23 protein-coding genes are annotated in these 22,994 nt (G+C 65.5%); 12 read left to right on the forward strand and 11 right to left on the reverse strand.

What is annotated here, in order from left to right; translation table 11 throughout:
* Positions 1–50: 50 nt before the first annotated feature.
* Complete coding sequence (locus tag E0702_RS02225) at positions 51–500, reverse strand: YHS domain-containing (seleno)protein (RefSeq protein ID WP_132041343.1); 450 nt, start codon at positions 498–500, stop codon at positions 51–53.
* A gap of 198 nt (positions 501–698) precedes the next feature.
* On the opposite strand from E0702_RS02225, the gene E0702_RS02230 reads away from it, so the two are divergent.
* The 3 genes from E0702_RS02230 (at position 699) to E0702_RS02240 (ending at position 2,634) form a co-directional block, all read left to right on the forward strand.
* Positions 699–1,139, forward strand: coding sequence for a YtoQ family protein (locus E0702_RS02230; protein WP_132041344.1), 441 nt, complete (start codon positions 699–701; stop codon positions 1,137–1,139).
* 62 nt (positions 1,140–1,201) lie between these two features.
* Positions 1,202–1,576, forward strand: a complete 375-nt coding sequence (locus E0702_RS02235; protein ID WP_132041345.1) for a DUF488 domain-containing protein — start codon at positions 1,202–1,204, stop codon at positions 1,574–1,576.
* 83 nt (positions 1,577–1,659) lie between these two features.
* Complete coding sequence (locus E0702_RS02240) at positions 1,660–2,634, forward strand: alpha/beta hydrolase (RefSeq protein WP_132041346.1); 975 nt, start codon at positions 1,660–1,662, stop codon at positions 2,632–2,634.
* 7 nt (positions 2,635–2,641) lie between these two features.
* Here the strand turns inward: E0702_RS02240 and E0702_RS02245 are convergent, their stop codons facing one another.
* From E0702_RS02245 to E0702_RS02265, 5 genes are all read right to left on the reverse strand, one after another.
* Positions 2,642–3,457: a M15 family metallopeptidase gene (locus tag E0702_RS02245; RefSeq protein ID WP_132041347.1), complete on the reverse strand. Its 816-nt coding sequence runs from the start codon at positions 3,455–3,457 to the stop codon at positions 2,642–2,644.
* Positions 3,458–3,598: 141 nt separating this feature from the next.
* Positions 3,599–4,048 (reverse strand): DUF411 domain-containing protein, encoded by a 450-nt coding sequence (locus E0702_RS02250; RefSeq protein ID WP_205741860.1) that lies wholly within the window; start codon positions 4,046–4,048, stop codon positions 3,599–3,601.
* A 150-nt stretch (positions 4,049–4,198) separates the two neighbouring features.
* Positions 4,199–4,837 carry a response regulator transcription factor gene (locus E0702_RS02255; RefSeq protein WP_132041348.1) on the reverse strand — a complete coding sequence of 213 codons (639 nt, stop codon included), beginning with the start codon at positions 4,835–4,837 and terminating at the stop codon, positions 4,199–4,201.
* Complete coding sequence (locus E0702_RS02260) at positions 4,834–6,450, reverse strand: PAS domain-containing sensor histidine kinase (RefSeq protein ID WP_132041349.1); 1,617 nt, start codon at positions 6,448–6,450, stop codon at positions 4,834–4,836. Before E0702_RS02260 ends, E0702_RS02255 begins: the two co-directional genes overlap by 4 nt.
* An 18-nt stretch (positions 6,451–6,468) precedes the next feature.
* On the reverse strand, positions 6,469–7,104 hold the full coding sequence (locus E0702_RS02265) for a CoA pyrophosphatase (RefSeq protein ID WP_132041350.1): 636 nt from the start codon (positions 7,102–7,104) through the stop codon (positions 6,469–6,471).
* 79 nt (positions 7,105–7,183) lie between these two features.
* On the opposite strand from E0702_RS02265, the gene E0702_RS02270 reads away from it, so the two are divergent.
* A complete protein-coding gene (locus E0702_RS02270; protein WP_132041351.1) occupies positions 7,184–7,738 on the forward strand; it encodes an NUDIX hydrolase in 555 nt (184 codons plus the stop codon).
* Between the two features lie 16 nt (positions 7,739–7,754).
* On the opposite strand, the gene E0702_RS02275 is transcribed toward E0702_RS02270, so the two are convergent.
* On the reverse strand, positions 7,755–8,066 hold the full coding sequence (locus E0702_RS02275; RefSeq protein WP_132041352.1) for a Nif3-like dinuclear metal center hexameric protein: 312 nt from the start codon (positions 8,064–8,066) through the stop codon (positions 7,755–7,757).
* Between the two features lie 245 nt (positions 8,067–8,311).
* Here E0702_RS02275 and E0702_RS02280 point away from each other — a divergent pair, with 245 nt between their 5' ends.
* Positions 8,312–8,821 (forward strand): fasciclin domain-containing protein, encoded by a 510-nt coding sequence (locus E0702_RS02280; RefSeq protein WP_205741861.1) that lies wholly within the window; start codon positions 8,312–8,314, stop codon positions 8,819–8,821.
* 176 nt (positions 8,822–8,997) lie between these two features.
* Here E0702_RS02280 and E0702_RS02285 read toward each other — a convergent pair whose 3' ends face one another.
* Positions 8,998–9,840 (reverse strand): alpha/beta fold hydrolase, encoded by an 843-nt coding sequence (locus E0702_RS02285; protein WP_132041353.1) that lies wholly within the window; start codon positions 9,838–9,840, stop codon positions 8,998–9,000.
* A gap of 120 nt (positions 9,841–9,960) precedes the next feature.
* Here E0702_RS02285 and E0702_RS02290 point away from each other — a divergent pair, with 120 nt between their 5' ends.
* From E0702_RS02290 to E0702_RS02305, 4 genes are all read left to right on the forward strand, one after another.
* A complete protein-coding gene (locus E0702_RS02290; RefSeq protein WP_132041354.1) occupies positions 9,961–11,400 on the forward strand; it encodes a TolC family outer membrane protein in 1,440 nt (479 codons plus the stop codon).
* Between the two features lie 248 nt (positions 11,401–11,648).
* Entirely contained in the window at positions 11,649–12,944 is a 1,296-nt protein-coding gene (locus E0702_RS02295) for an efflux RND transporter periplasmic adaptor subunit (RefSeq protein ID WP_240721649.1), read from the forward strand.
* A complete protein-coding gene (locus E0702_RS02300) occupies positions 12,944–16,123 on the forward strand; it encodes an efflux RND transporter permease subunit (protein WP_132041355.1) in 3,180 nt (1,059 codons plus the stop codon). Before E0702_RS02295 ends, E0702_RS02300 begins: the two co-directional genes overlap by 1 nt.
* Positions 16,124–16,334: 211 nt before the next feature.
* Positions 16,335–16,994, forward strand: coding sequence for a hypothetical protein (locus E0702_RS02305; protein WP_240721650.1), 660 nt, complete (start codon positions 16,335–16,337; stop codon positions 16,992–16,994).
* Here E0702_RS02305 and E0702_RS02310 read toward each other — a convergent pair.
* Positions 16,991–17,605: a TetR family transcriptional regulator gene (locus E0702_RS02310; RefSeq protein ID WP_132041357.1), complete on the reverse strand. Its 615-nt coding sequence runs from the start codon at positions 17,603–17,605 to the stop codon at positions 16,991–16,993. The two genes, E0702_RS02305 and E0702_RS02310, sit on opposite strands and share 4 nt — an antisense overlap.
* Before the next feature lie 148 nt (positions 17,606–17,753).
* Between E0702_RS02310 and E0702_RS02315 the strand changes: the two genes are divergently transcribed.
* Positions 17,754–18,785: a succinylglutamate desuccinylase/aspartoacylase family protein gene (locus E0702_RS02315; protein ID WP_132041358.1), complete on the forward strand. Its 1,032-nt coding sequence runs from the start codon at positions 17,754–17,756 to the stop codon at positions 18,783–18,785.
* 18 nt (positions 18,786–18,803) lie between these two features.
* On the opposite strand, the gene dusA is transcribed toward E0702_RS02315, so the two are convergent.
* Positions 18,804–19,799 carry a tRNA dihydrouridine(20/20a) synthase DusA gene (dusA, locus tag E0702_RS02320; RefSeq protein ID WP_132041359.1) on the reverse strand — a complete coding sequence of 332 codons (996 nt, stop codon included), beginning with the start codon at positions 19,797–19,799 and terminating at the stop codon, positions 18,804–18,806.
* 130 nt (positions 19,800–19,929) lie between these two features.
* Here dusA and E0702_RS02325 point away from each other — a divergent pair, with 130 nt between their 5' ends.
* A complete protein-coding gene (locus E0702_RS02325) occupies positions 19,930–20,544 on the forward strand; it encodes a hypothetical protein (RefSeq protein ID WP_132041360.1) in 615 nt (204 codons plus the stop codon).
* Positions 20,545–20,556: 12 nt separating this feature from the next.
* Here the strand turns inward: E0702_RS02325 and E0702_RS02330 are convergent, their stop codons facing one another.
* Positions 20,557–21,399, reverse strand: a complete 843-nt coding sequence (locus E0702_RS02330; RefSeq protein WP_306766897.1) for an SDR family NAD(P)-dependent oxidoreductase — start codon at positions 21,397–21,399, stop codon at positions 20,557–20,559.
* A 41-nt stretch (positions 21,400–21,440) separates the two neighbouring features.
* On the opposite strand from E0702_RS02330, the gene gltX reads away from it, so the two are divergent.
* Positions 21,441–22,919: a glutamate--tRNA ligase gene (gene gltX / locus E0702_RS02335; protein ID WP_132041361.1), complete on the forward strand. Its 1,479-nt coding sequence runs from the start codon at positions 21,441–21,443 to the stop codon at positions 22,917–22,919.
* The last annotated feature ends 75 nt before the right edge of the window (positions 22,920–22,994 follow it).

Raw genomic sequence — 22,994 nt, forward strand, 5'->3', positions numbered from 1 at the left:
GCGAGTGCCCACTGGTCCACTGGATCAGCGCCCAACGGTGCGATGAGGGATCAAGGCGCGAAGATATTCGGCCAGTGGCTATCGGCGGCCTCGATATGGCCGGGAATGTCACGCTCCCAGCGCCACTGGATAAAGCGGCTGTAGTTCAGATAGAGCTTGTCGTCGACGATCTTCCACGCCTCGGGCACGGTCGAGGCGGCCTCGCCGCGTGCCGCGGCCCAGGCGCACCAGCCGCCGTATTGCGGGGCGTAGGCCTCGGGGTCGGCCTGGAAGCGGTCGCGGTGCTCGGCGGAAGCGAACTGCCAGGTGGCCTCGTGCCACTCGAGCTGGTGCTCCGGTGAGCCCGCCACCGGTCTGCCCTCGGTGAAGTAGGCCACCGGGTCGGTGCCGCCGATGGCCAGTCCGTCGCGGGTGAAGATGCGCCCGTCGGCCATGGATCCCAGCGACCAGGCCAGACCGACCATCAGGATGGCGGCCCTCCACCCCTGTGCGCGTTTCATGATCTGCCTCCTCTCGAACCCTGGGGTCACAGGGTTCTGTCGGGCAACGGCTCCCGACCTTACAGGCGATATGACGGTGCTGGCGGCGTGCAAGGGCTCATCACAAGGGTTGGCTGAGTGAAATGGAATGGATTTCCAGCAAATGGCCATCTGGGTTATCATGACGGGGCATCTGTCCACTTGCGCAAGGAGCCTGCCATGAGCTTTCACGTCTATCTTTCCGGCGAGATCCACACCGATTGGCGCGACGAGATCCAGCGTGGCGCCGAGGCGGCCGGCCTCGATGTGGTGTTCACCGCTCCGGTGACCGACCATGATGCCAGCGATGCCGCCGGCGACCATCTGGGCGAGACCCCGAGCCAGTTCTGGCGGGATCACCAGTCCTCCAAGGTCAATGCCATCCGCACGCGCACCCTGATCGAGCAGAGCGATCTGGTGGTGGTGCGCTTCGGCGACAAGTACAAGCAGTGGAACGCCGCCTTCGACGCCGGCTACTGCGCCGCCCTGGGCAAGCCCTACGTGACCCTCCACGGCGAGGAGATCGTGCACCCGCTCAAGGAGGTCGATGCCGACGCCCAGGCCTGGTGTACCACCACCGATCAGGTGGTCGAGGTGCTGCGCTACGTGCTCAAGGCCTGACCCTAGCCTGCGGCGTCGATTGGCTACACTGGGGGGCACCACTCTCGATGGAGGAGTCCCCGATGAGCCTGGAGCTGAAGCGTGCCTTCGACGCCGCGAACCACAATGACGGCTATCGTGTGCTGGTCGACCGTCTATGGCCCCGTGGCGTCTCCAAGGAGGAGGCGAGAATCGACGAGTGGCCCAAGGAGGTCGCTCCCAGCGACACCCTGCGCAAGGCCTTTCATGCCGGTGATCAGGGGTGGGGCGAGTTCCGCCGCCGCTACCTGGGCGAGCTCAAGGCGCATCGCGAACGGCTCAGGCCCCTGGCCGAGCGCGCCCTCGGGAAAAGGGTGACCCTGGTATTTGCCGCCAAGGATGAACGCCACAACAACGCCGTGGTACTTGCCGAGTATCTGGCCATGCTCGAGCCGCGCCTGCGCGCCGAGAAGCGTTAACGGAACAGGGCGGCCAATCCCCGCGCAGCTGCTAACTTCAAGGGAAGGCGGTGTGATTGCCGCCGTCCTGCGAGGTGGCCGCCATGCTGTTCATTACCAATCGTTTTCCTACCCAGAGCATTCGCACTCGGGTCAACCGCAACTTCACCTTCGACCTCAACAATAACGCTGCCAGCAATTCGGTGTTCTACTGCGAGCGGCAGGGGGAGGAGGAGTATCAGGAGATTGGCAGTTCGGCCTTCCTGCAGCGGCTCAAGGACGCCGATGTCAATCAGGTGCTGATCTATATCCACGGCTTCTCCAATCTGCCGGAAGATGTCTTCGCGGCGGTCCAGGAGTTTCAGTCGCTGTGCGATGAGACCAAGCCAGGCGAGGTGCTGGTGGTACCTCTGGTGTGGCCCTGTGACAATGACCTGGGGATAGTGAAGGACTACTGGGATGATCAGGAGTCGGCCGACCTGAGCGGCTTCTCCTTCGCCCGCGTGCTGCAGCGCTTCCTGGACTGGCGGGAGGGGGAGCAGTTCAAGCAGGACCCGACCCCCTGCCTGAAGCGCATCAATGTGCTGGCCCACTCCATGGGCAATCGCGTGCTGCGCGAGACCCTGAGGGTCTGGCACAAGTACTCGCTGCCGGGCGGGGTGCCGCTGCTGTTTCGCAATACCTTCCTGGTTGCCGCCGATATCGTCAACGAGTCACTGGAGGAGGGGCGCAGTGGTGAGCTGATCGTGCATAGCTCACGCAATGTGACCGTCTACTTTGCCTCCGACGACCTGGCGCTGCGTGCCAGCAAGGCCTCCAACCTGAGGAATCGCATCGCCTCCCGGCGGCTCGGCCACACCGGTCCCGAAGACATGATCCGCCTGCCGCGCAATGTCTTCGCGGTCGACTGCGACGACGTCAATACCCTCTACGATTTCCCCAAGGGGCACTCCTATTTTCGGTCTGGCATCGTGCCCGGCAAGCCCGGTGTGGTGTTTCAGCACCTGTTCGTCGCCCTGGAGAGCGGTCGGGTCTTCCCCGAGGACGAGCTGCGCCGCATGACCATCCTGCGTGATTGAGTCGGCGTCAGAGCTTGACGGCCTGCACGTGCATCCAGTCGAAGTTGCGCGTGCGCCCCAGGCTGACCCAGCCTTCCTCTTCCCAGAGGCGCCACCAGATGTCGTACTCCGGCCGAGCCAGGCGTGCTCGGTCGCGTCCCCACCGGAGCTTGTTGTGGCTCGGGTCCCAGTCGATGGCCAGGCCCCAGGCATGGGTCGACCAGCGGGTGCCGCCGCGCTTGCGACGCTTGTTGTAGCAGCCGCCGTAGCGATGCAGGCCCAGCTCCCTGAGGCGCTGCGGCCCGTAGTGGTCTTGTACCCGCTCCAGGATGCGCGCCAGGCTGTCGGCGACCTGCTCGTGGCAGCCGATACCGCTGGGGCTGGTGCCGAGATCCCAGGCCAGCGCAAGCTTCCAGGGGCAGGGCACGACCGTCAGGGGTGGCTTGCGTGTCGGCGAGCCCAGCGCCTGCTCCAGCTCGGCCTCCCGGTACCAGCCGTTGGGGTTGGTCTCCAGCGTCGGCTGATCGCGCCAGGGGGCAGGCTTGCTGCCGGTCTTCTGGAGGGTGTCCAGCACCTCCACCGCATGCTCGGTCTGGGGGCCCCACAGTCCGTCGATGGGCCCGACCTCGATCCTGTTCTGTTGGCAGGCGATCTGCAGACAGGCGACGGCGCGGCGTCGGTCGCTCCAGCCGTCGGCCCCGTCGGGCAGCTGGCTGGCATGCTTCTGTAACGCGGCATTCACGGCCGCCAGGGTCATGGGGCCGCGTACTCCGTCGATGCTGGCGTGGTAGGCGTCCTGGTCGGCGAGAAACTGCTGAAGGGTACGAACGGCGGTCTTGTTCATGGTGTTGCCTCCCCCTCGCTGGGGTCGGAGTGCCGCGGTCATCATGGCCGGGCTTACGCCCACAGTGTAGGCGATACCCACGACGCCGCCCCCGGCCAGGAGCTGGCCGGGGGCGGCGCTATCACGACTGGCGGGTTCCCCTCAGAGGGTCATGAACGGCTGGGCCTCGCCATCGCGGAACTGGTAGACATTCCACGCTTCCTGCTTGGGTCCTGGCATGCCGGGCGTGCCGATGGGCATGCCGGCAAGGCCGATGCCATCGGTGTCGGGGCGCTCCTCGAAGAGCTTCTCGAGGGCCGCGAAGGGCACATGACCCTCGATGGCATAACCGCCCATCTCGATGGTGTGGCAGGCGCCGAGGCCGTAGGGCAGGCCGACGCTCTTCTTGATCTGGCCGAGCGACACGTCATCGACGATGGTGACATCGACGCCATGCTCCTCGAGGTGACGGGCGTACTTGTCACAGCAGATGCACTGGGGGTTCTTGTAGAGGGTCGCCTCGGCGGGCAGGGCGGCGTGGGCGGTACCGGCACCCAGCAGCAGGGAGGCAGACATGAGCAGGGTGGCGCTTGAAGGGATGCGATTCAGCATGACACTTTTCCTGGTCCAGATGGCGTGGTTGCGCAGGGTTGTCTCTCGGCCAGCCTCCGGCTAAGGCGATCCGGCCGAGGGAGGGACGGTTGGTTTCGAAATATACATCTTATGTGTAGCACCCAGGTCAAGAGCTGTGCTGGGTCAAGGTCAGGGGGCTTCTTCGGGCAGGGTATCCACCAGCCCCAGCGCCACGCACAGGCGAACCAGCTCGGCCAGGTTGGCGGCTCCCAGTGACTTCATGGCGCGCAGCCGGTAGATTTCCACGGTCTTGGGGCTGATTCCGAGGTGGTCGGCGACCTCGCGGCTGGTCAGACCCCGGGCCACGTGCACCAGGATCTGGCGTTCCTTGGGGCGCAGTGCGGCGTAACGCTCGCGTAGCGCCTCGAGGCGGAGCTGGGCCTGACGCGCCTGCTGGTGCGTATGAAGTGACTGCTGGACGATATCGATCAGCTGCTGGTGATTGAATGGCTTCTCGAGGAAGTCGCGCGCCCCGGCCTTGAGCGCGGAAACGGCCATGGGCACATCGCCGTGGCCGGTCATGAAGATGACCGGGGGGGGCTTTTCCAGCTCACTCAGTCGCTGTTGTACCTGGAGACCTGAGAGGCCGGGCATGCGCACGTCCAGCAGTACCGTGTCGAAGCCTTCGGGGTCGCCTGCGAGAAAGGTCTCGCCGTCGGCGAAGAGGCGGCTTTCGATGCCGACGGAGTCCAGCAGCCAGGCCAGGGAGTCACGCAGGGCCTGGTCGTCATCGACGATGGCGATGCAGGGTGAAGAGGTATCGGTCATGGGCGCTTCAAGGCAGCGGTGTGGTCAGGTTCGGCGAGCAGTGTAGCGGCAAAGGTGGCGCCGCCGGAACCGGTGTGTGGCAGCAGGCGCAGGTTGCCGCTCATGGCTTCCATCAGGGTGCGGCTGATGGCCAGGCCCATGCCCAGCCCCTCGTCACGACTGGAGTGGAAGGGGGCGAAGATGGAGTCGGCCTGGTCGGCGGGGATGCCGGGGCCCTGGTCGGCAACCGTCAGGGTCACCTCGCGGCGCCCGCTGCGCCGGGCCTTGATCTCGACCCGTTGAGCGCCGGGATGGTCGCGGCTCGCCTCCAGTGCGTTGAGCAGCAGGTTGACCAGCACCTGCTCCAGTCCCACCGGGTCGGCGATCACCCTCGGCAGTGGCGCCTTGAGGGCCGCCTCGAGGTCGACCCCGGCCTGCTGGTACTGCCACTCGCAGAGCCGGCAGGCGGCGTCCACTACCTCGGCAAGGACCATGGGCCGCGGCCGGATCTGGCCCTTGCGCACGAAGCCGCGAATATGGCGCAGTCGTTCCCCCAGGCGCTCTACCTGTCGCTGGATCTGCTCGAGGGGCAGGCGCAGTGCCTCGGCCGGCTGGCCGGCATCGAGCTTGAGCAGGGCGCCACTGGCGTAGTTGCCGATGGTGCCCAGCGGCTGATTGAGCTCATGGGCGATATTCGATGCCAGCTCGCCGGTGGTGGCCAGCCGGTTGGCGTGGGCGATCTGGGCCTGATGCTGACGGGCCTGCTCCTCGGCCGCCTGGCGCAGACGGATATCACGGTTGAGCAGCGATACATGGCCCGATTCCGTGCCGGGCCCGGAGTGCGCCATCACCACGCTGAGCACCGGCACCACGCCCTGTGGACCACGCATCGCCAGCTCGCCACTCCATGAGCCGTAGCGGGCCACGGCGGGCAGCACGATATCATGCAGGTCGCGCAGTGACTCCTCGATATAGGCGTCGGCCAGTCGCGCGGCGCCGCCCGTGCGGGGCAGCTGCAGGAGGTGGCGTGCCGCCTGGTTGGCGTAGAAGAGCCGCTCATCGTCATCCATGAACAGCACGAACTCGGTGGTGGACTCCACCACCCGGGCCAGTCGTTCTCGGTTGGCCTCGGCACGGATGCGGCGCCCGACATCCCGGGAGACGCAGAGAATATCGAGCAACTCGCCGCTGGCCGGGTCGCGCCGGGTCCGACTGGTGGTTTCGAACCAGACATAGTGGCCATCCTTGGCGCGGAAGCGATAGGTCTGCTGGTAGAAGCCGTCGCGGTAGTAGATCCGCGGTGACTTGTTGAGCAGGGCGGCCAGGTCGGCGGGGTGAAACAGGTCATAGGCGGAGATGCCGATCAGCTCCTCGGGGGCATACCCGAGCAGGTCGCGTGCCGCCTCCGAGGCGTAGAGAAAGGTGCCGTCTCGGGCATGGCGCGAGATCAGATCGGTGCTGCTCTCGGCCAGCCAGCGGTAGTGGTCACGCTCAGCTTCGAGGGCCCGGTGCCTCTCCTCGAGTCGGTCGCAGCGGGCGGCAAGCGCCGTATGCGCCTCGATCAAGCGGGCCTGGGCCTCGGGCGAAAGAGCGGCACTGGTGTTGGGTGCGCTGTTGGGTGTGCTGTCGGGCATATGGCTCCGGCCCCCGGGTCAGCCGGTGGCATGCTGCTGGATACGCTGCAGCCGCTCTGGAAAGTAGCATAACGGTCCTGGTGGCTCCCGGTGCAAGTCGACCGGACGGCCGAACCCCTCGGCGAGAAGCTCCACCAGCATCATCGCCGAGAGCCCCCAGATAACCTGGCCATCGACATGGTAGTTGGGCACGTACCAGGGCCGGCCGTCTACCGGGATCACGTCGGTATGATGACGACGGTCCTCGAGAAAAAGTGCCAGCGGCACCTCGAAGATCAGGTCGAGTTCGGCGGGGTCGGGCAGCAGCGGCAGATCGGGTGGAATCACTCCCACATAAGGGGTGACGCTCAAGCCATGCAGCGAGATCACGTCCGACAGCTGGCCGAGCAGCTCCACATGCTGCGGCGGCAGGGCGATCTCCTCCTCTGACTCCCGCAGCGCGGTGGTCAGCAGGTCGGCATCCTGGGCTTCACGCTTGCCGCCGGGAAAGGCGACCTGGCCGCTGTGGGTATTGAGGTGGATGGCTCGCCGGGTGAACAGCAGCGTTGGGTCGGGACGGTCGACGATGGGCATCAGCACCGCCGCCTCGGGTAGGCGCAGTGACTGTCGGCGGGGCCGGTGCGCTTGCAGGCGTTCGCGAAGTTTCTCTAACATGGGGTTTCCATTGGGGTTTGGTATCTTCTACCCGGCCGCCTTCCGCAACGTCAAGCCAGTTCGCTTGCCTGGGAGTCTCATGAACTTCTGTAGCCACTGTGGCCATACCGTGCGCCTCGCGATTCCGCAGGGGGATGATCGTCCGCGCTTTCTGTGCGACGAGTGCGCGACCATCCACTATCAGAACCCGCGTATCGTGGCGGGGACGCTAACGGTAAGCGGTACTCGCGTGCTGCTCTGCCGCCGTGCCATCGCCCCACGCAAGGGGTACTGGACGCTGCCAGCGGGTTTCATGGAGAACGGCGAAACCACGGCAGAGGCCGCCGCCCGGGAGACTCGCGAGGAGGCCTGTGCCGAGACCCGACTACATGGGCTCTATACCCTGATCAACCTGCCGCATATCAACCAGGTGTTCATGATCTTTCGGGCCGATCTCGAGGGCAGCTTCGCTCCGGGGCCGGAAAGCCTCGAGGTGGGTCTCTTCGAGGAGCACGAAATCCCCTGGGAAGAGCTCGCCTTTCCTACCATCGAGCGCACGTTGTGGCACTTCTATGCGGACCGCAAGCAGGGCGAGTTTCCGCTGCATATGAGCGACATCGTGCCCGACCGCGAACGTCAGTCCGGTGCCGGCTAGTCGCACACCCCCGGCTTCAAAGATCCTCGAGACGCCAGACATCGAAGGCCGGCTCCTCATAGGGGTGGGCCTGGCGTAGCGCTGCCACCGCCTCGCGAATCAGCGCATCCTCACAGACCAGCTCCACCTTCAGCTCTTCCACCCGCTCCAGGTCGCCCACCCTGCCGATATGCGGGGTGGCACCGTCCAGGGGGCGGAACTGCCCGGTACCCGGGGTCTGGAAGCAACACGCCTCATAATCGCCGATGCGCCCGGCGCCGGTGGCGAATACTGCCTCCTTGACGGCCTCGGCCTCCGCCATCGGTACAAAGAACGCCAGCTTGTACATGAGTGTGACTCCTCTATCGGGGTGATCCAGCCTGTCGTTGTGCCATATCCGGGGGGGCTGCGTCAGCCATAGCAAGACTCTCTTGCCCTATCGTGCCCTGGCGTGTCACAAAGGTGCCGAAAAAAACTTGTCCAATTTATGGTGGTAGTATAGGTTGTGTATAGGTTGACCGATGGAACTCCATTCATCGGTGACACGACCGCCGGGCATCCGCCCGAGTCAGCCCACAAGAGGAATACCCCATCATGAAGACATTCACCCTCCCCATGACTCATCTGATGGCCGCTGGTGTGGCTGGTCTATTCATCGCCGGCTGTGCCCAGGCGGAACACCACGGCATGAAGCAGAAGGACATCGTCGACACGGCCATCGAGGCAGGACAGTTCGAGACGCTGGTCGCCGCGGTGCAGGCGGCGGACCTGGCCGATACCCTGAAGGGCGAGGGTCCCTTTACCGTCTTCGCCCCCACCGACGAGGCATTTGCCGCCCTGCCGGAGGGCACCGTCGAGGAGCTGCTGAAGCCGGAGAACAAGGAGACCCTGCAGGATGTTCTTACCTATCATGTCGTGTCCGGCGAGATCATGGCCGCCGACGCCATGGCCGCCGATAGCGCCACCACCGTGCAAGGCCAGGACATCACCATCACCACCATGGATGGCAGTGTGATGATCGATGGTGCCACCGTGATCTCGGCCGATATCGAGGCCAGCAACGGCGTTATTCATGTCATCGACAGCGTGCTGATGCCCCAGTGAGGCTCAGCGAATTGACCTTGTATCAAGATTTGTTGTTGATCGTCTTATTGCAGCGTTGTGTATTGTCCCTGCTTGCCGCCCGCCCCGGGCGGCTTTTTTAGCGTGCGGTATCGAGGCTGGAGGTCGAGACGCGTTAGGCCAGCATGAAGGTGAGTGATCGCGACCTTTGAGTCGTCCTAGGTCGCTTGCAGGGCGAGGAAGCGTCGAATCGGCTCGACCTGGCTGGCGCGGTCGAGATAGGGGGCGTGGCCACAGCCGGCCGCTTCCAGAGTGATGAGCCGGGGCTGTGTTTCGGCCATGCGCTCGAGCGTGGTCGCGGCGAGCAGGGTAGAGTGCGTGCCGCGGACCACCATCAGCGGGCAGGTGAGGGCGCCCCAGTCGGCCCATAGGTCTCGCGGCGTGTCGTGGACAAACTGCGCGGTGATCTGCGGGTCGTAGTGAAAGCTCCAGCGCCCGTCGGGCAGGCGCCGTGCGCTCTCCAGCGCCAGTCGCCGCCAGCTGTCGTCGCCTTCGATGCCGAATCCTGCATAGTGGTGGCACAGCTCGGCCTCGAGGTCGTGGAAGCTCGCGAATTCATGGGTGCGCGAGAAGTAGTCGCCCAGCTCGGCTAGCCCATCGGGCGCCAGCTCGGGGCCGATATCGTTGAGTATCAGGCGCTCGATGCGCCCGGCGGTGTCGGGCTCGGCGGCCAGGCGCAGGCCCAGCAGGCCGCCCATGGAGGTGCCCAGCCAGGGCACCCGTTCCAGGTCGAAATGGTCGAGGATGCCCCGGGCGATGCCGGCGTAGGCGGCGTAGGTGTAGTCACGCTCGGGGTGGGGCGACCAGGTCGAGAGGCCGCGCCCGGGGGTGTCCGGTGCCAGCACCCGCCACTCAGGCCCCAGGCGATGGGCCAGCTCGGCGAAGTCACCCCCATGGCGAGCCAGACCATGCCAGGCAATCAGGGTGCGAGGGGCGTCGGGATGCCATACCCGCACTGCCACGTCGAGATCGTCTACGCTGACCCAATCAAGGTGTTGCATGCTTCGCCTCCGCCGCTGGGGTGACCACGATATGCCATATTGTTCCTCGATGATAAGGTGGAATCGAGGTCTGAACATGCGACAATGTATGTAAATATCCCATCGATCGAGGATGAGCCGATGACGTCTTCCTGCCCGTCGCGTTGTTCCCGCCCGTCGCGCGTCCTGCGCCGTGCCCTGTTGCCGATGATGGTGGCCACCATCATGTCGACACCCGCCCAGGCGGCGGACCTGCTGACCATCGCCAACGATGCCCTGATGAACAACGCCGAGCTGGCCTCGGCTCGTGCCCTGACCCGTAGTACCGAAGCCGGGCGTGATGTGGAGGGGGCGGATCTGCTGCCCCAGGTCACGGCCTCGGGCAATCTGACCCACAACCGTCAATATGAGGCGCAGTCGATTCCCGGTCAGCCCCAAGGGGATGACAACGTCAATCGTGTCGGCGTCACTCTCGAGGCCACTCAGGCCCTCTTCAATGCCATCGCCACACGGCAGGTAGAGCGCAGCGCACGTCAGGTCGATCAACAGCTTTATCAGCTGGCGGCTACCGAGCAGGGCGTATTGATCAGTGTATCGACCGCCTACTTCGAGATCCTGCGCGCCCATGAGGTGCTCGAGGCGCGTCGTGCCCAGGAGCGGGCCATCAACCGCCAGCTGGAGCAGGCCCGCGAGCAGTTCGAGGTGGGGTTGATCGCCATTACCGAGGTAGAAGAGGCCAAGGCGGCCTTCGACCAGGCCAGGGCGATCCGCATCGGCGCCGAGAGCGATCTGCAGGTGCGTTTCGAGGTGCTCGAACGGCTCACCGGTCAGCGTTACGAGAGTATCGATGCCCTGGGCGAGGAGCTGACCATCGCTCCGCCCATGCCGTTGGAGCGCAGCGCCTGGGTGGAGCTGGCCATGCAGAACAATCCCCGGGTACTGGCCAGCCAGGCCGGTGTCGAGGTGTCGCGCAGCGCGGTGGAGATCGCCCGCGCCGGCCGCCTCCCTCAGGTCAATGCCTTCGCCAGCTACAACTATGCCGATAGCGATGCCGATCGCATCGATGGCCATGACTCCAGCAGCCAGGTCGGGGTAGGCGTCAGCATGCCTCTCTATACCGGGGGGCGTACCAGCGCCTCGGTACGCCAGAACACCTACTTGCTGGAGGCCTCCCAGTACGACTTCGAGGACCAGCGTCGCAGCACCATCCAGGACGTACGCTCCAGCTATACCCGGGTGACCAACGATGTGGCGACGGTGGAGGCCCGTGCCCAAGCCGTAGTCTCCAACCAGAGCGCCCTGGATGCGACCCGCGCCGGTTACGAGGTCGGTACCCGCAATATCGTCGATGTGCTCAATGCCGAGCAGAATCTCTACAACGCCATCGCCGAGCTGGCCAGCGCGCGTTACGACTACGTGATCAACCTGCTGACCCTGCGTCAGCGTGCGGGCACCCTCGATGAGGAGGCCCTGGCCGAGATCAACGCCTGGCTGGACGGCGGCAGCGTCGACCTTCAGTTGCCGGATGCTGCGGGCAAGGATCCAGTAATGAACATCGGTGAGCGCCCTACGCCCCAGTGAGTCTTCTGGGCCCTGGACAGTCGCTCGATAGCCACTGCCCCTGAGCACTGGCTATTGATGCATGACTGGCCATCGCGAGCAGCTGATCAATGGCAGGTCAGCAATAACAGGTCAGCGATAACAGGTCAGCGCCAGCCGATTATCCAGGGCGGTGCCCCGAGCCTTGCTTAGGCAGCTAAGTTTTACATCCATACACTGGTGAATGTAAAATTCGTTCATCCGCTATTTCCCAAGGAAACCCCACGCGCATGAAAACTGCATACCGAATCGGCCGGGCGGGCCTTCTTGCCCTGGCCGCCGGCCTGATGCTGGCCGCCTGTGGTCAAGATGAGTCGCCTCAGCAGGCCCAGCAGGGCGGCGCCCAGGAGCGTCCCCCACACCCGGTGGAGGTCGCCGAGCTGGCCCGACAGGATCTCGACCTGGAGCGCTCCTATCCCTCGTTGCTGCGCAGCGATGATGAGGTGACGCTGGTGGCCCGCGTCACCGGCACCCTGGAGAAGCGTCACTTCGAGCCGGGTGAGATGGTCGAGAAGGGGCAGGTGCTCTACTCCATCGAGCCGGATGTGTATCAGGCGGCGGTCAGGCAGCGTGAGGCCGACCTGCAGAGTGCCCGCGCCCAGCTGGAGCGTGCCCAGCGCGATGCCAATCGTTTCGAACGGCTGTTGAGTCAGAACTCGGTGAGTCGCCAGCAGGTCGACCAGGCGCGCTCGGAGCTGAGCGTGGCACGCGCGTCGGTGGTCCAGGCAGAGGCGGCACTGGCCACCGCACGGATCGATCTCGACTATGCCGAAGTCACCGCCCCGGTATCGGGCATGATCAGCCTCAGCCGGATCAATGTCGGCAATGTGGTGGGCAATGGCACCGAACTTGCCACCATCACGCCGCTGGATCCGCTCGAGGTGCGTTTCCAGCTGCCCCAGCGCGACGCCTTCGAGCTGCGTCGCCAGATGGAGGAGCGTGACGGCACCGAGGAGATTCGTGCGGTCCTTCAGCTGCCCGGGCTCGAAGGAAGCGAGCGGCTCGTGGGTCGGCTGACCTTCCTCGGTTCGCGCGTGGAGGAGGGCACCAGCACGGTGCAGGCCAGCGCCACCTTCGACAATCCCGAGCACCGCGTGCTTCCCGGGCAGTTCGTGCGTGTCGAACTCGAGGGCCTCAAGCGCTTCGATGTGCTGGCAGTCCCCGAGATCGCCATCGGCCAGGGCCTGATGGGGCCCCAGGTATTCGTGCTCGACGAGGATAACGTCGCCCGCGCTCGGCCCGTTGGCCTGGGCGAGGTGGCCGGGTCCTGGAACATCCTGCGTGACGGGGTCGAGCCGGGTGAGCGTGTGGTGGTCGGGGATCTCGCCGGGATCGAGCCGGGCGTGACCATCAAGCCGTTGTCCTTCGATGGCGATGCCCAGGCGCTGGTCGAGCGCTCCATGCAGCAGGGCGCGGCGGCAGCGGGTGGCTCGGCTGCCCAGCCCGGCCAGGAGGGCCAGGCGGCCCAGGAGGCAGCGGCCGAGAGCGAGTCGGGGCCGGCCGAGGCCGGTGAGGGCGACGCCTGATGAACTTCTCCAACTTCTTTATCAAGCGGCCGATCTTCGCCACGGTACTGGCGATCATCCTGACCCTAGTCGGGGTGGTCAGCCTGCGTGTGCTGCCCGTGGAGCAGTATCCCAGTGTGGTGCCGCCCACCGTCTCGGTTAGCGCCCAGTTCCCCGGCGCCGATGCCGAAACGGTGGCGCAGACGGTGGCGGCTCCCCTGGCCGAGGCCATCAACGGTGTCGAGGACATGCTCTACATGACCTCGACCAGTGGCGACAACGGCTCCATGAGCCTCAACGTGGCCTTCAATATCGGCACCGAAGGCGATATCAACACCATCAACGTCAACAACCGGGTGCAAGGGGCGCTTTCTCAGCTGCCCGAGGCGGTGCAGGCCCAGGGCGTGACCGTGGAGCTGCGCTCCAGCTCGATTCTGATGCTGGTCGCGCTGATCTCGCCACAGGGCGACTACGACAACATCTTCATGCAGAACTACGCCACCCTCAATATTCTCGATGAGCTGCGTCAGCTCCCGGGGGTGGGGGATGCCTCGGTACTGGGTGGCGGCGAGTTTGCCATGCGCATCTGGATGGACCCGGACAAGCTGGCCCAGTACGATCTTACCCCAACCGAGGTGGCGACGGCGATTCGCACCCAGAACACCGAGGTCCCCGCGGGGGGGCTGGCCGCCACTCCGCAGAGCGACCCGAGGGCCTTCTCCTATACGATCACCGCCGGTGGGCGCCTCAACAGCGTCAACGATTTCCGTGAGATCCTGCTGCGCACCAACCCCGATGGCTCGTCGCTGCGTCTCAGCGACGTGGCACGCATCGAGCTGGGCGCCTCCTACTACGGGGTCAACGCCAAGCTGAACGGTGGCGCCATGACGCCCATCATCATCAACCAGCAGCCTGGTGCCAATGCCCTCGAGACCGCCCGACTGGTCCACGAGACCATGGCCGAACTGGAGGCGCGCTTCCCGCCGGGGCTCGAGCAGGTGGTGCCCTATGACACCACGCTGTTTATCGGCGCCTCCGTCGATACCGTGACCAAGGTGTTTATCGAGGCGTTTCTGATCGTCGGGGTGATCCTGTTCGTCTTCCTGCAGAACTGGCGCTTCACCCTGATCGCCATGTCGGTGGTGCCGGTGTCGGTACTGGCGACCTTCGCCGGCTTCTACCTGTTCGGCTTCTCGATCAACCTGCTGACGCTGTTCGCGCTGGTGCTCGCCATCGGCATCGTGGTGGACGACGCCATCCTGGTGGTGGAAAACGTCGAGCGGGTGCTGGGCGAGGATGAGGAGATCACGGTCCCCCAGGCGACCATCCAGGCCATGAAGGAGGTGGGTGGCCCGGTCATCGCCACCTCCTTGATCATGGCCGCGGTGTTCCTGCCGGTGGCCTTCCTGGGGGGCTTCACCGGCCAGATCTATCAGCAGTTTGCCCTGACCGTGGCGATCTCGGTGGCCTTCTCGGCGCTGATGGCGTTGACCTTCACGCCGGCCCTGTCGGCCGTGTTCATCAAGCACAAGCCGCAGATGGGGCAGTCGAAGCTGGCGCGCGCCCTTCACACCCCGCTGCGCCTGTTCGACAGCCTCTTTGCCGGTATCACCGCCGCCTACATGTGGGTGGTCAGGTCGCTGGTGCGTTTCTGGGGAGTGGCCCTGCTGCTGACCGGCCTGGTGGTCGGCGGCTCCTGGTGGCTCTACCAGATCACCCCCTCGACCCTGGTGCCCGAGACCGATCAGGGCCTGGTGCTGGCGGCGGTACAGCTACCCGACTCCGCCTCCCTGGACCGTACCCGGGCCTATATGGATGAGCTGAGCGCCCGTGTCGAGGAGATCGAGGGGGTCGAGTTCAGCTCCGCCGTGGCGGGATATGACATGCTCTCCAGTGCGGTCAACTCGGCCCGCGGCATCATGTTCATCAATATGCTGCCCTGGGATGAGCGGACGCTGACCGCGGATGAGCTGGTCGGCAGGATCATGCAGCTGGGCGCCCAGGTTCCGGGGGGCTCGGCGATGGCCTTCAACATGCCGCCGATCATGGGGCTCTCCACCACCGGTGGCTTCACGGGCTATCTGCAGTCCTTCGAGGGAGCCACGCCCAAGGAGCTGTTCCAGGCGTCGCTTAAGGTAATGCAGGCGGCGGGTGAGCACCCGGCACTGCAGCGTGTCTTTACCACCTTCAATGTCAATGTGCCGGGCTACCGCGCCGAGATCGATCAGCAGAAGGCGTTGAGCTACGGGGTGTCGTTGCAGCAGCTCAACGCGACGCTCTCCAATACCTTCGGTACCGGCTTCGTCAACTTCTTCAGTTATCAGAACCGCAACTTCCAGGTCTATCTGCAGAACGAGGATGAGTTCCGCAAGACACCCGATGATATCAGCAGTGTCTATGTGCGCGGTGGCAATGGGGAGCGTATTCCGTTGTCGGAGTTCGTGACCCTGGAGCGCCAGGCCAAGCCCGCGGTGGTGTCGCGCTTCGGTGTCTATCTGGGGGCGCAGTTCCAGGGTGGCCCGGCGCCTGGCTACAGTTCCGGCGAGGCGATCACCGCCATGGAGGAGGTCGTTGCCGAGACCCTGGGCAGCAACTGGGGGATGGGCTGGACCGGTACCGCCTATCAGGAGAGTCAGATGGGCAGTGCCGCCAGCCTGGCGATCATCTTCGGCCTGCTGATGGTGTTCTTGATTCTGGCGGCCCAGTACGAGAGCTGGTCGCTGCCGCTGGCGGTGTTGACCGCCACCCCCTTCGCCTTCCTGGGAGGGATCGGCGGCATCGCGCTGCGCGGGCTGGATTCCAGTGTCTATGTGGAGATCGGCATGCTGGTAGTGGTTGGCCTTGCGGCCAAGAACGCCATCCTGATCGTCGAGTTTGCCGAGCTGCAGCGCAAGGAGTTGGGCAAGACGATCCGCGAGGCGGCCATCAGCGCGGCGGAGCTGCGCTTCCGGCCGATCGTGATGACCTCGCTGGCCTTTATCTTCGGTACCCTGCCGCTGGCCCTGGCCAGTGGGGCGAGCGATGTCAGCAGCCACCATATCGGCACCACGGTGGCGGTGGGCATGGCGTCTGTCGCGGTGCTGGGAAGCTTCTTCATTCCCAGCTTCTACGCCATGATCGCCTCGGTCTCCGACTGGCTGGGACGCAAGCTGCGCGGCAAGGAGGCGCCGCGCCAGGTCGCAGGGTCCGAGCAGGGCTAGTCATCGCCTGACTCGGCCGGCTGTTACAAGGGGCGCCTCTTATGAGGCGCCCCTTGTCTTTCCGGGGAAACCGCTCCCGCCGACGAGGCTCACTGTGCTACCTGACCGTGCTGCCGGTCCTTGGCCTTCGTCCGGAAGGAGAGGCTATAGTGATTCTCAGGGTCCCATTCGTTGGCTAAGTAGTGTCGGGGAGGTGGCCATGGAGTTCGTCATGATGGTTGCGCTGAGCTTTCCGGTGGTGGTGTTCAGTGTGCTGATGCCGCTGCTGCTGCTCTACTGGGTGCTGGTGGCGCTGCGCCTGGCACCGCTGGAGCTGTTCGAGCATGACAGCCTGAAGGGTGACTATCTGGCCAGCTCGCTGGTCGCCCTTGGCTTTGTGGGTGTGCCGGCCAGCGTCTCGCTCTCGGTGCTGCTGGGGCTGGCGGCGGCCATCACCCTGACGGTGGAGCTCGTGGCGCTGCGCTGGATGGAACTTGGCCTGTTCCGGGTCCCGCTGGGGATCGTGGTGCTGTGGGGGGCCTTCGCGGTCGCCTCGCCGCTCGCCGCCACGCTCTGCGCGGCGATGAGGCGCTGGTTTCACCGCCATTCGCACAGCCATCGGCGCTGTCTGCTGGGTGAGCGTGTCGAGGTGCGCTCGGCGCCGGATGCCGAGGGGGTGGCCAGTGCGATCCTGCTCGATGATCCCCAGTGCGAAGTGCGCCTGCAGGGCAAGCCTGACAGCATGCCCCGGGCCGGCGAGCGGCGGGTGCTGGTGAAGTATCTGGTGGAGGAGGGCGCCTATCGCAGCGTCGAGGATGGAGAGTTTCGCGAGGCCCGCGCTCACCTCAGGCGGCTGCGGCTGGGTGGGCGACGCTCGACCACGGCGGCCTAGGGCCGGCGCATCAGCTCGAGCTGGAGAGCCACCAGCTCGCTGCCCTTGATCGCGATCGAGAAGCGCTCGTGGTTGCGCAGCCAGTCATGGAAGAGTCCACCGAGCAGCGCCTGCATCAGTTCGGCGGCGTTCTCGGGGGAGAGGTCTTCACGCAACTGCCCCAGGCGCGCCGCACAGGTGAAGTGGTCGGTCAGGGCCCCACAGGCCTCATTGGCCATCTCGTTCTGCATGGCCAGCGGGTCGATATCGCCGAACACCTCGCAGTGATGGACCAGGATGGCATGTACGCGCCGATGGCGGGGTTGCTCCAGGCGTTCGAAGCCGTTCTGGATGGCCAGGCGGATGGCCTCCAGGGGACGCTCCATCAGGCTCGGCTCGGCAATCTCCGCGATCAGCTCCTGGAAGGGCATGCGCACCCGGCACAGCATGGCCTGGAAGAGGTCCGCCTTGTTCTTGAAGTGCCAGTAGACGGCGCCCCGGGTCATTCCGGCGTGACGGGCAATCTGCTCCAGGGAGGTGCGTGCGACACCCTTTTCGAGGAAGACCTCTTCGGCAGCGTCGAGCAGGGCCTCGCGAGTCGCGGCGGCCTCGGCCTTGGTGCGTCGAGCCATGGTCAGGTCTCGTGAGAAGTGGATACCTTCATTCTACCCGATGCGTCCGAGATTTACATTCATTCCTGTATGTCACGAGGCTCGTCTTTCGCCGCGCACTGCCGTATAAAAGGGCGCCAGGATCGGCACCTCTGCCGCAGGAGTTCCCATGCCTCGAGCCCCCTTCGACCTTGCCGGTGTCGCCATCGCGCCGGGCAGTCGTACCCAGGTCGACGTGCCCGCCGCGCGCCTGTACACCCACGCCCCGCTCTCCATCCCCGTGGAGGTGGTCCATGGCCGCCAGGCGGGACCGACCCTGCTGGTATGCGGCGGCATCCACGGCGACGAGATCAACGGCGTGGAGATCGTGCGTCGTCTGCTGCGTTCCAGGCAGCTGCAGGGCCTGCGTGGGACCCTGGTCGCCGTGCCGATCGTCAATGTCTTCGGGTTCGTGCAGAACAGCCGTTATCTGCCTGACCGCCGCGACCTCAACCGCTGCTTTCCGGGCAGTGAGTCGGGCTCCCTGGGAGGCCGCATGGCGGCGCTGTTTCGCGAGGCGATCGTCGATCAGGCGACACATATCGTCGATCTGCATACCGGTGCGATCCATCGTACCAACCTGCCCCAGATCCGCGCCCAGCTGGTGACGGGCGGGGAGACCGAGCGCATGGCCAATGCCTTCGGGGCGCCGGTGATTCTCAATGCCGAGCTGCGCGAGGGGAGCCTGCGACACTATGCCCAGAACCGCGGGATACCGGTGCTGACCTATGAGGCCGGGGAGGCGCTGCGCTTCGACGAATGGGCGATCACCCCCGGGGTGCGCGGGGTGCTCCGGGTGATGCGTCGCCTGGGCATGCTGAGCGGGGAGCATCGCCGCCGTGAGCCCCCGGCCGCCGAGGTGGCCAATGGCTCAAGCTGGGCGCGGGCGCCCATCGATGGCATCCTGCGCCCCAGGGTACGCCTGGGGGCGCGGGTGGCCAGGGGCGAAGTGCTGGGCCGGGTGGCCGACCCCTTCGGCAACGCGGAAGGGGAGGTGCTGGCCATGGCGGACGGTATCGTGATCGGCATGAGTCGCCTGCCACTGGCCAACGAGGGCGAGGCGCTGTTTCATATCGCCCGCTTCGATGCCATCGAGGAGGCCCAGAGCGCGATCGAAGGCTTTCACTCCAGCCTGGAACCGCCCCCCGACCCGCTGTACTGAAGAGTGTGCCGAGCGGCCTCAGGCCACGGCGGGCGTCTCGCGCTCGGCGACCAGGCCCAGGGCATCATCGAACACTGCCAGGCCGGCCCCCTCGCGATGGGCATTCTCCGACAGGTGGCGGCGGAACTTGCGCCCGCCAGGCTGGCCCTGGAAGAGTCCCAGCAGGTGGCGGGTCAGGTGGTTGAGCCTGGCCCCCTCAGCGAGGCGGCGAGCGATATAGGGGCGCAGGGCGCGGGCCGCGGCATGGCGGCTGGCTGCCGGTCCGGGGACGCCATAGAGCGCCTGGTCGACGCCGGCCAGCAGCCAGGGGTTCTGGTAGGCCTCGCGACCCACCATCACGCTGTCGACGAACTCGAGCTGCTCCTGGCAGGCGTCGAGCGTCTTGAGGCCGCCGTTGATGCCGATATGCAGCTCGGGGCGGCTCGCCTTGAGACGATGCACCCGGGGGTAGTTGAGCGGCGGCACGTCACGATTCTCCTTCGGGGAGAGGCCCTCCAGCCATGCCTTGCGCGCATGCACGATAAAGGTGTCACAGCCGGCGTCGGCAACGGTATCGATAAAGCGCGAGAGGTCGGCATCCTCGTCCTGGTCGTCGATGCCGATGCGGCACTTGACCGTGACCGGAATGGATACCGCCTCGCGCATCGCCTTGACCGCCGCGGCGACCTTCTGGGGGTGCCCCATCAGGCAGGCGCCGATCAGGTTGTTCTGGACCCGGTCGCTGGGGCAGCCGACGTTGAGGTTGACCTCATCATAGCCCCACGCCTCGGCGATGGCAGCACACTCGGCGAGCGCTCCGGGGTCGCTGCCGCCCAGCTGCAGGGCCAGTGGATGCTCGACCTCGTCGAACCCCAGGAAGCGCTCCCGGGGACTGCCATGGAGAATGGCGCCGGTCGTGACCATCTCGGTATAAAGCAGGGCGTGACGGGTGAGGGTCCTGGCGAACGCGCGGTAGTCGCGGGTCGTCCATTCCATCATGGGGGCCACGGAGAAGGTGCGGTCAAGCTGAGGCATCGGCATCACGGAGGTCGGGCGGGGAGGAGGACGCATTCTACCAGCCCGCAGGCGTCAGGCCGAGGGGTGGACGACGCAGACACCGAGCGGTGGTAGCCTGAAGGCTGATGATGCTGTCTGGAGAGAGTGGATGACAAGGGCACTGTGTAAGGCAGTCCCGTTGGTGCTGGCGATCATGCTGGCCGGCTGTGGTGGCGAGGAGACGTCGTCGCCGGACTCTACCGAGACGGACGCCGACAGGACGACGGCCGCTGAGGTGAGTTCGGCCAGCGACAGCCGTGAGATGGCCTCCACCGAGGAGGCGCCCGAGGTGCCGCCCTTCGATGAGCCGGTGATGTTCGAACTGAGCTCTCGGCTGGGAAGCGACCGGCGCCTGACGGTGGAGGGCGAGACCAACCTGCCCCAGGCGACCCGCCTGCAGGTGATCGTGGAGCGCGAGCTTAGCGGGGTGCGCTGGCGGGAGCGTGTGTCGGTGGCGGAGGGGGGCTTCGTGGCAGGCCCCTTCGGCCCCGGCAGTGGACTGCCGGATGGTGGCTATCGCGTTACGGTCGATGTTCAGGAGGGCAGCGTCCAGCCGCGTTCGGTGCGTGAGCGCCTGGGTGAGGAGAATGAGCACCTCAGCGGGCCTCTGGTTCAGCAGTCGCGGCACGGCCTGGGGCAGGTGGCCCGCTACAGTCAGCGTTTCCTGGTGGGGAGCGAGACACGGCGCACCCACGATCAGGTAGAGGTGATCCGGGTCGAGTAGCCCCGTCGGTAGTTACCAGGGGACGGGCTTGCCTGCCCAGTCGAGAAAACTGCCGCTGGACTCCGGGCCGCACTCGCCCAGCACCGTCAGCAGGCGTGAGGCAACGAAGCGCGGAGAGAGTAGCTGTTCGGCGGGCACCCGGGCCTGGAAGGGGCGCGAGAGGCCGGTGTCGGTGGTGCCGGGGTGCAGGCAGACTACCGCCAGCTTAGGGTTCAGGCGCCTCAGCTCGATGGCGGCGGTTCGCATCAGCATATTGTGGGCCGCCTTGCTGGCACGGTAGGCGTACCAGCCTCCCAGCCGGTTGTCGCCGATGGAGCCCACCCGCGCCGAGAGGCTTGCCACCAGTGCGGTGTGCTTCCCCTTCAGGTTGGGCTGCAGGGCCTGGAGCAGAAGGGCCGGTGTCACGGCGTTGATGTGAAACAGATGTGTCAGGCTTGCAGGGTCCAGATCATCCAGCTTCTTTTCCGGGTGGATCCCCAGATTGGCATCGTGCAGGGTGCCGATGGCATTGAACAGCAGATGCAGTGGACCTTCCCCCATCCGCTCGGCCAGTGTCTGGTAGCCCTCCTCACGAGTGAGGTCGATGGCCAGCGCCTCATGGCGAGGGTTATCCATGGCGGGCGGGCAGCGGCCGACGGCGATCACTCGGCCCAGGCGTGGGTCTGCCAGCAGCGCCTCGACCAGTGCGCCACCGATGCCGCCGGAGGCGCCGGTGACCAGGGCAGTATAGTCTGGGGGAAGTGTGGGCAGCATGGGGGGCTCCTCGTCGGGTTGCCAGACATTGACCCCCGATCCCGCCGATGATTCCCGGGCCACGGCTGCCGAGGCGTCGGCAGGTGCGTATAATGCGGTCACTCACTCATCCATCCACCTCGGATCCGGGACACCGCAACGACATGACCGTACGCACGCGTATCGCGCCGTCACCGACCGGCGATCCTCACGTCGGCACCGCCTATATCGCCCTGTTCAATCTCTGCTTCGCTCGCCAGCACGGCGGGCAGTTCATCCTGCGAATCGAAGACACCGATCGCGTGCGCTCCACCGCAGAGTCGGAACAGATGATCCTCGACTCGTTGCGCTGGCTGGGCGTCGAGTGGGATGAGGGGCCCGATGTGGGAGGCCCCCATGGGCCCTATCGTCAGAGCGAGCGGGGGGAGATCTATGCCGAGTATGCCCGCCAGCTGATCGAGTCGGGTCATGCCTTCAAGTGCTACCGCACCAGCGAGGAGCTCGATGAGTTGCGTGAGTCGCGCAAGGCCGCCGGCATGCATCTGGCGCTCAAGCCAGCCGATCTCGCCCTGCCTGCCGACGAGCAGGCGCGTCGTGAGAGCGAGGGCTGGCCCCATGTCGTGCGCATGCAGGTGCCGGCGACCGGTACCTGTGTCATTCATGACATGCTGCGCGGCACCATCGAGGTGGACTGGGCCCAGGTCGATGCTCAGATTCTGCTCAAGTCCGATGGCATGCCCACCTACCACCTGGCCAACGTGGTCGACGACCATCTGATGGGCATCACTCATGTGCTGCGCGGCGAGGAGTGGATCAACTCGGCGCCCAAGCATCAGCTGCTCTACGAGTACTTCGGCTGGGAGATGCCGGAGCTGTGCCATATGCCGCTGCTGCGCAATCCGGACAAGTCGAAGCTCTCCAAACGCAAGAATCCAACATCGATCAATTACTATCGGCGCATGGGTTATCTGCCGCAGGCGGTGACCAACTACCTGGGTCGCATGGGCTGGTCGATGCCCGATGAGCGTGAGAAGTTCAGCCTTGATGAGATGATGGCCCACTTCGATATCCAGCGGGTCTCACTGGGCGGGCCGGTCTTTGACCTGGAAAAGCTGACCTGGCTCAACGGCCTCTATATTCGTGAGGAACTCGACGATGAGGGGTTCCTCAAGGCGCTGATGGAGTGGGCCTTCAACGAGCAGTACGTGAAGGAGATCCTGCCTCAGGTACGCCCGCGGGTCGAAACCTTCTCGGAGGTTGCCCCTCTGGCCGGCCACTTCTTCTCCGGCGTGCCGGCGATCAGCGAGACCAGCTTCGACGCCGTCAAGCTGGGGCGCGAGGACCTGGTCAAGCTGCTGCAGTTCCTGGTATGGCGATTCGAGGTCCTGCCTGCCTGGCACAAGGAGGCGCTGCTTGGTGAGGTGAAGGCGCTCTCCGCACACTTCGAGCTGAAGATGAAGGATCTACTGGCGCCTGTCTTCATTGCCATCACGGGCTCCAGTGCCAGCACATCGGTCATGGACGCCATGGCGATACTGGGCTCCGACATGACCCGGGCGCGATTGCGTCACGCCATCGCGGTGCTGGGAGGCGTTTCCAAGAAGCAGGCCAAGCGCTTCGAGAAGGAGTTCCGGGAGCTGTAAGCTTGAAGTGCTCGGCTTCGCCGAGAACTGGGAGAGCGTCGCTTCGCTCCAGGAAGCGAGAAGCTTGAAGAAAGG

It is taken from the genome of Halomonas marinisediminis (genome assembly GCF_004347715.1).
Classification (GTDB): Bacteria; Pseudomonadota; Gammaproteobacteria; order Pseudomonadales; family Halomonadaceae; genus Halomonas; species Halomonas icarae.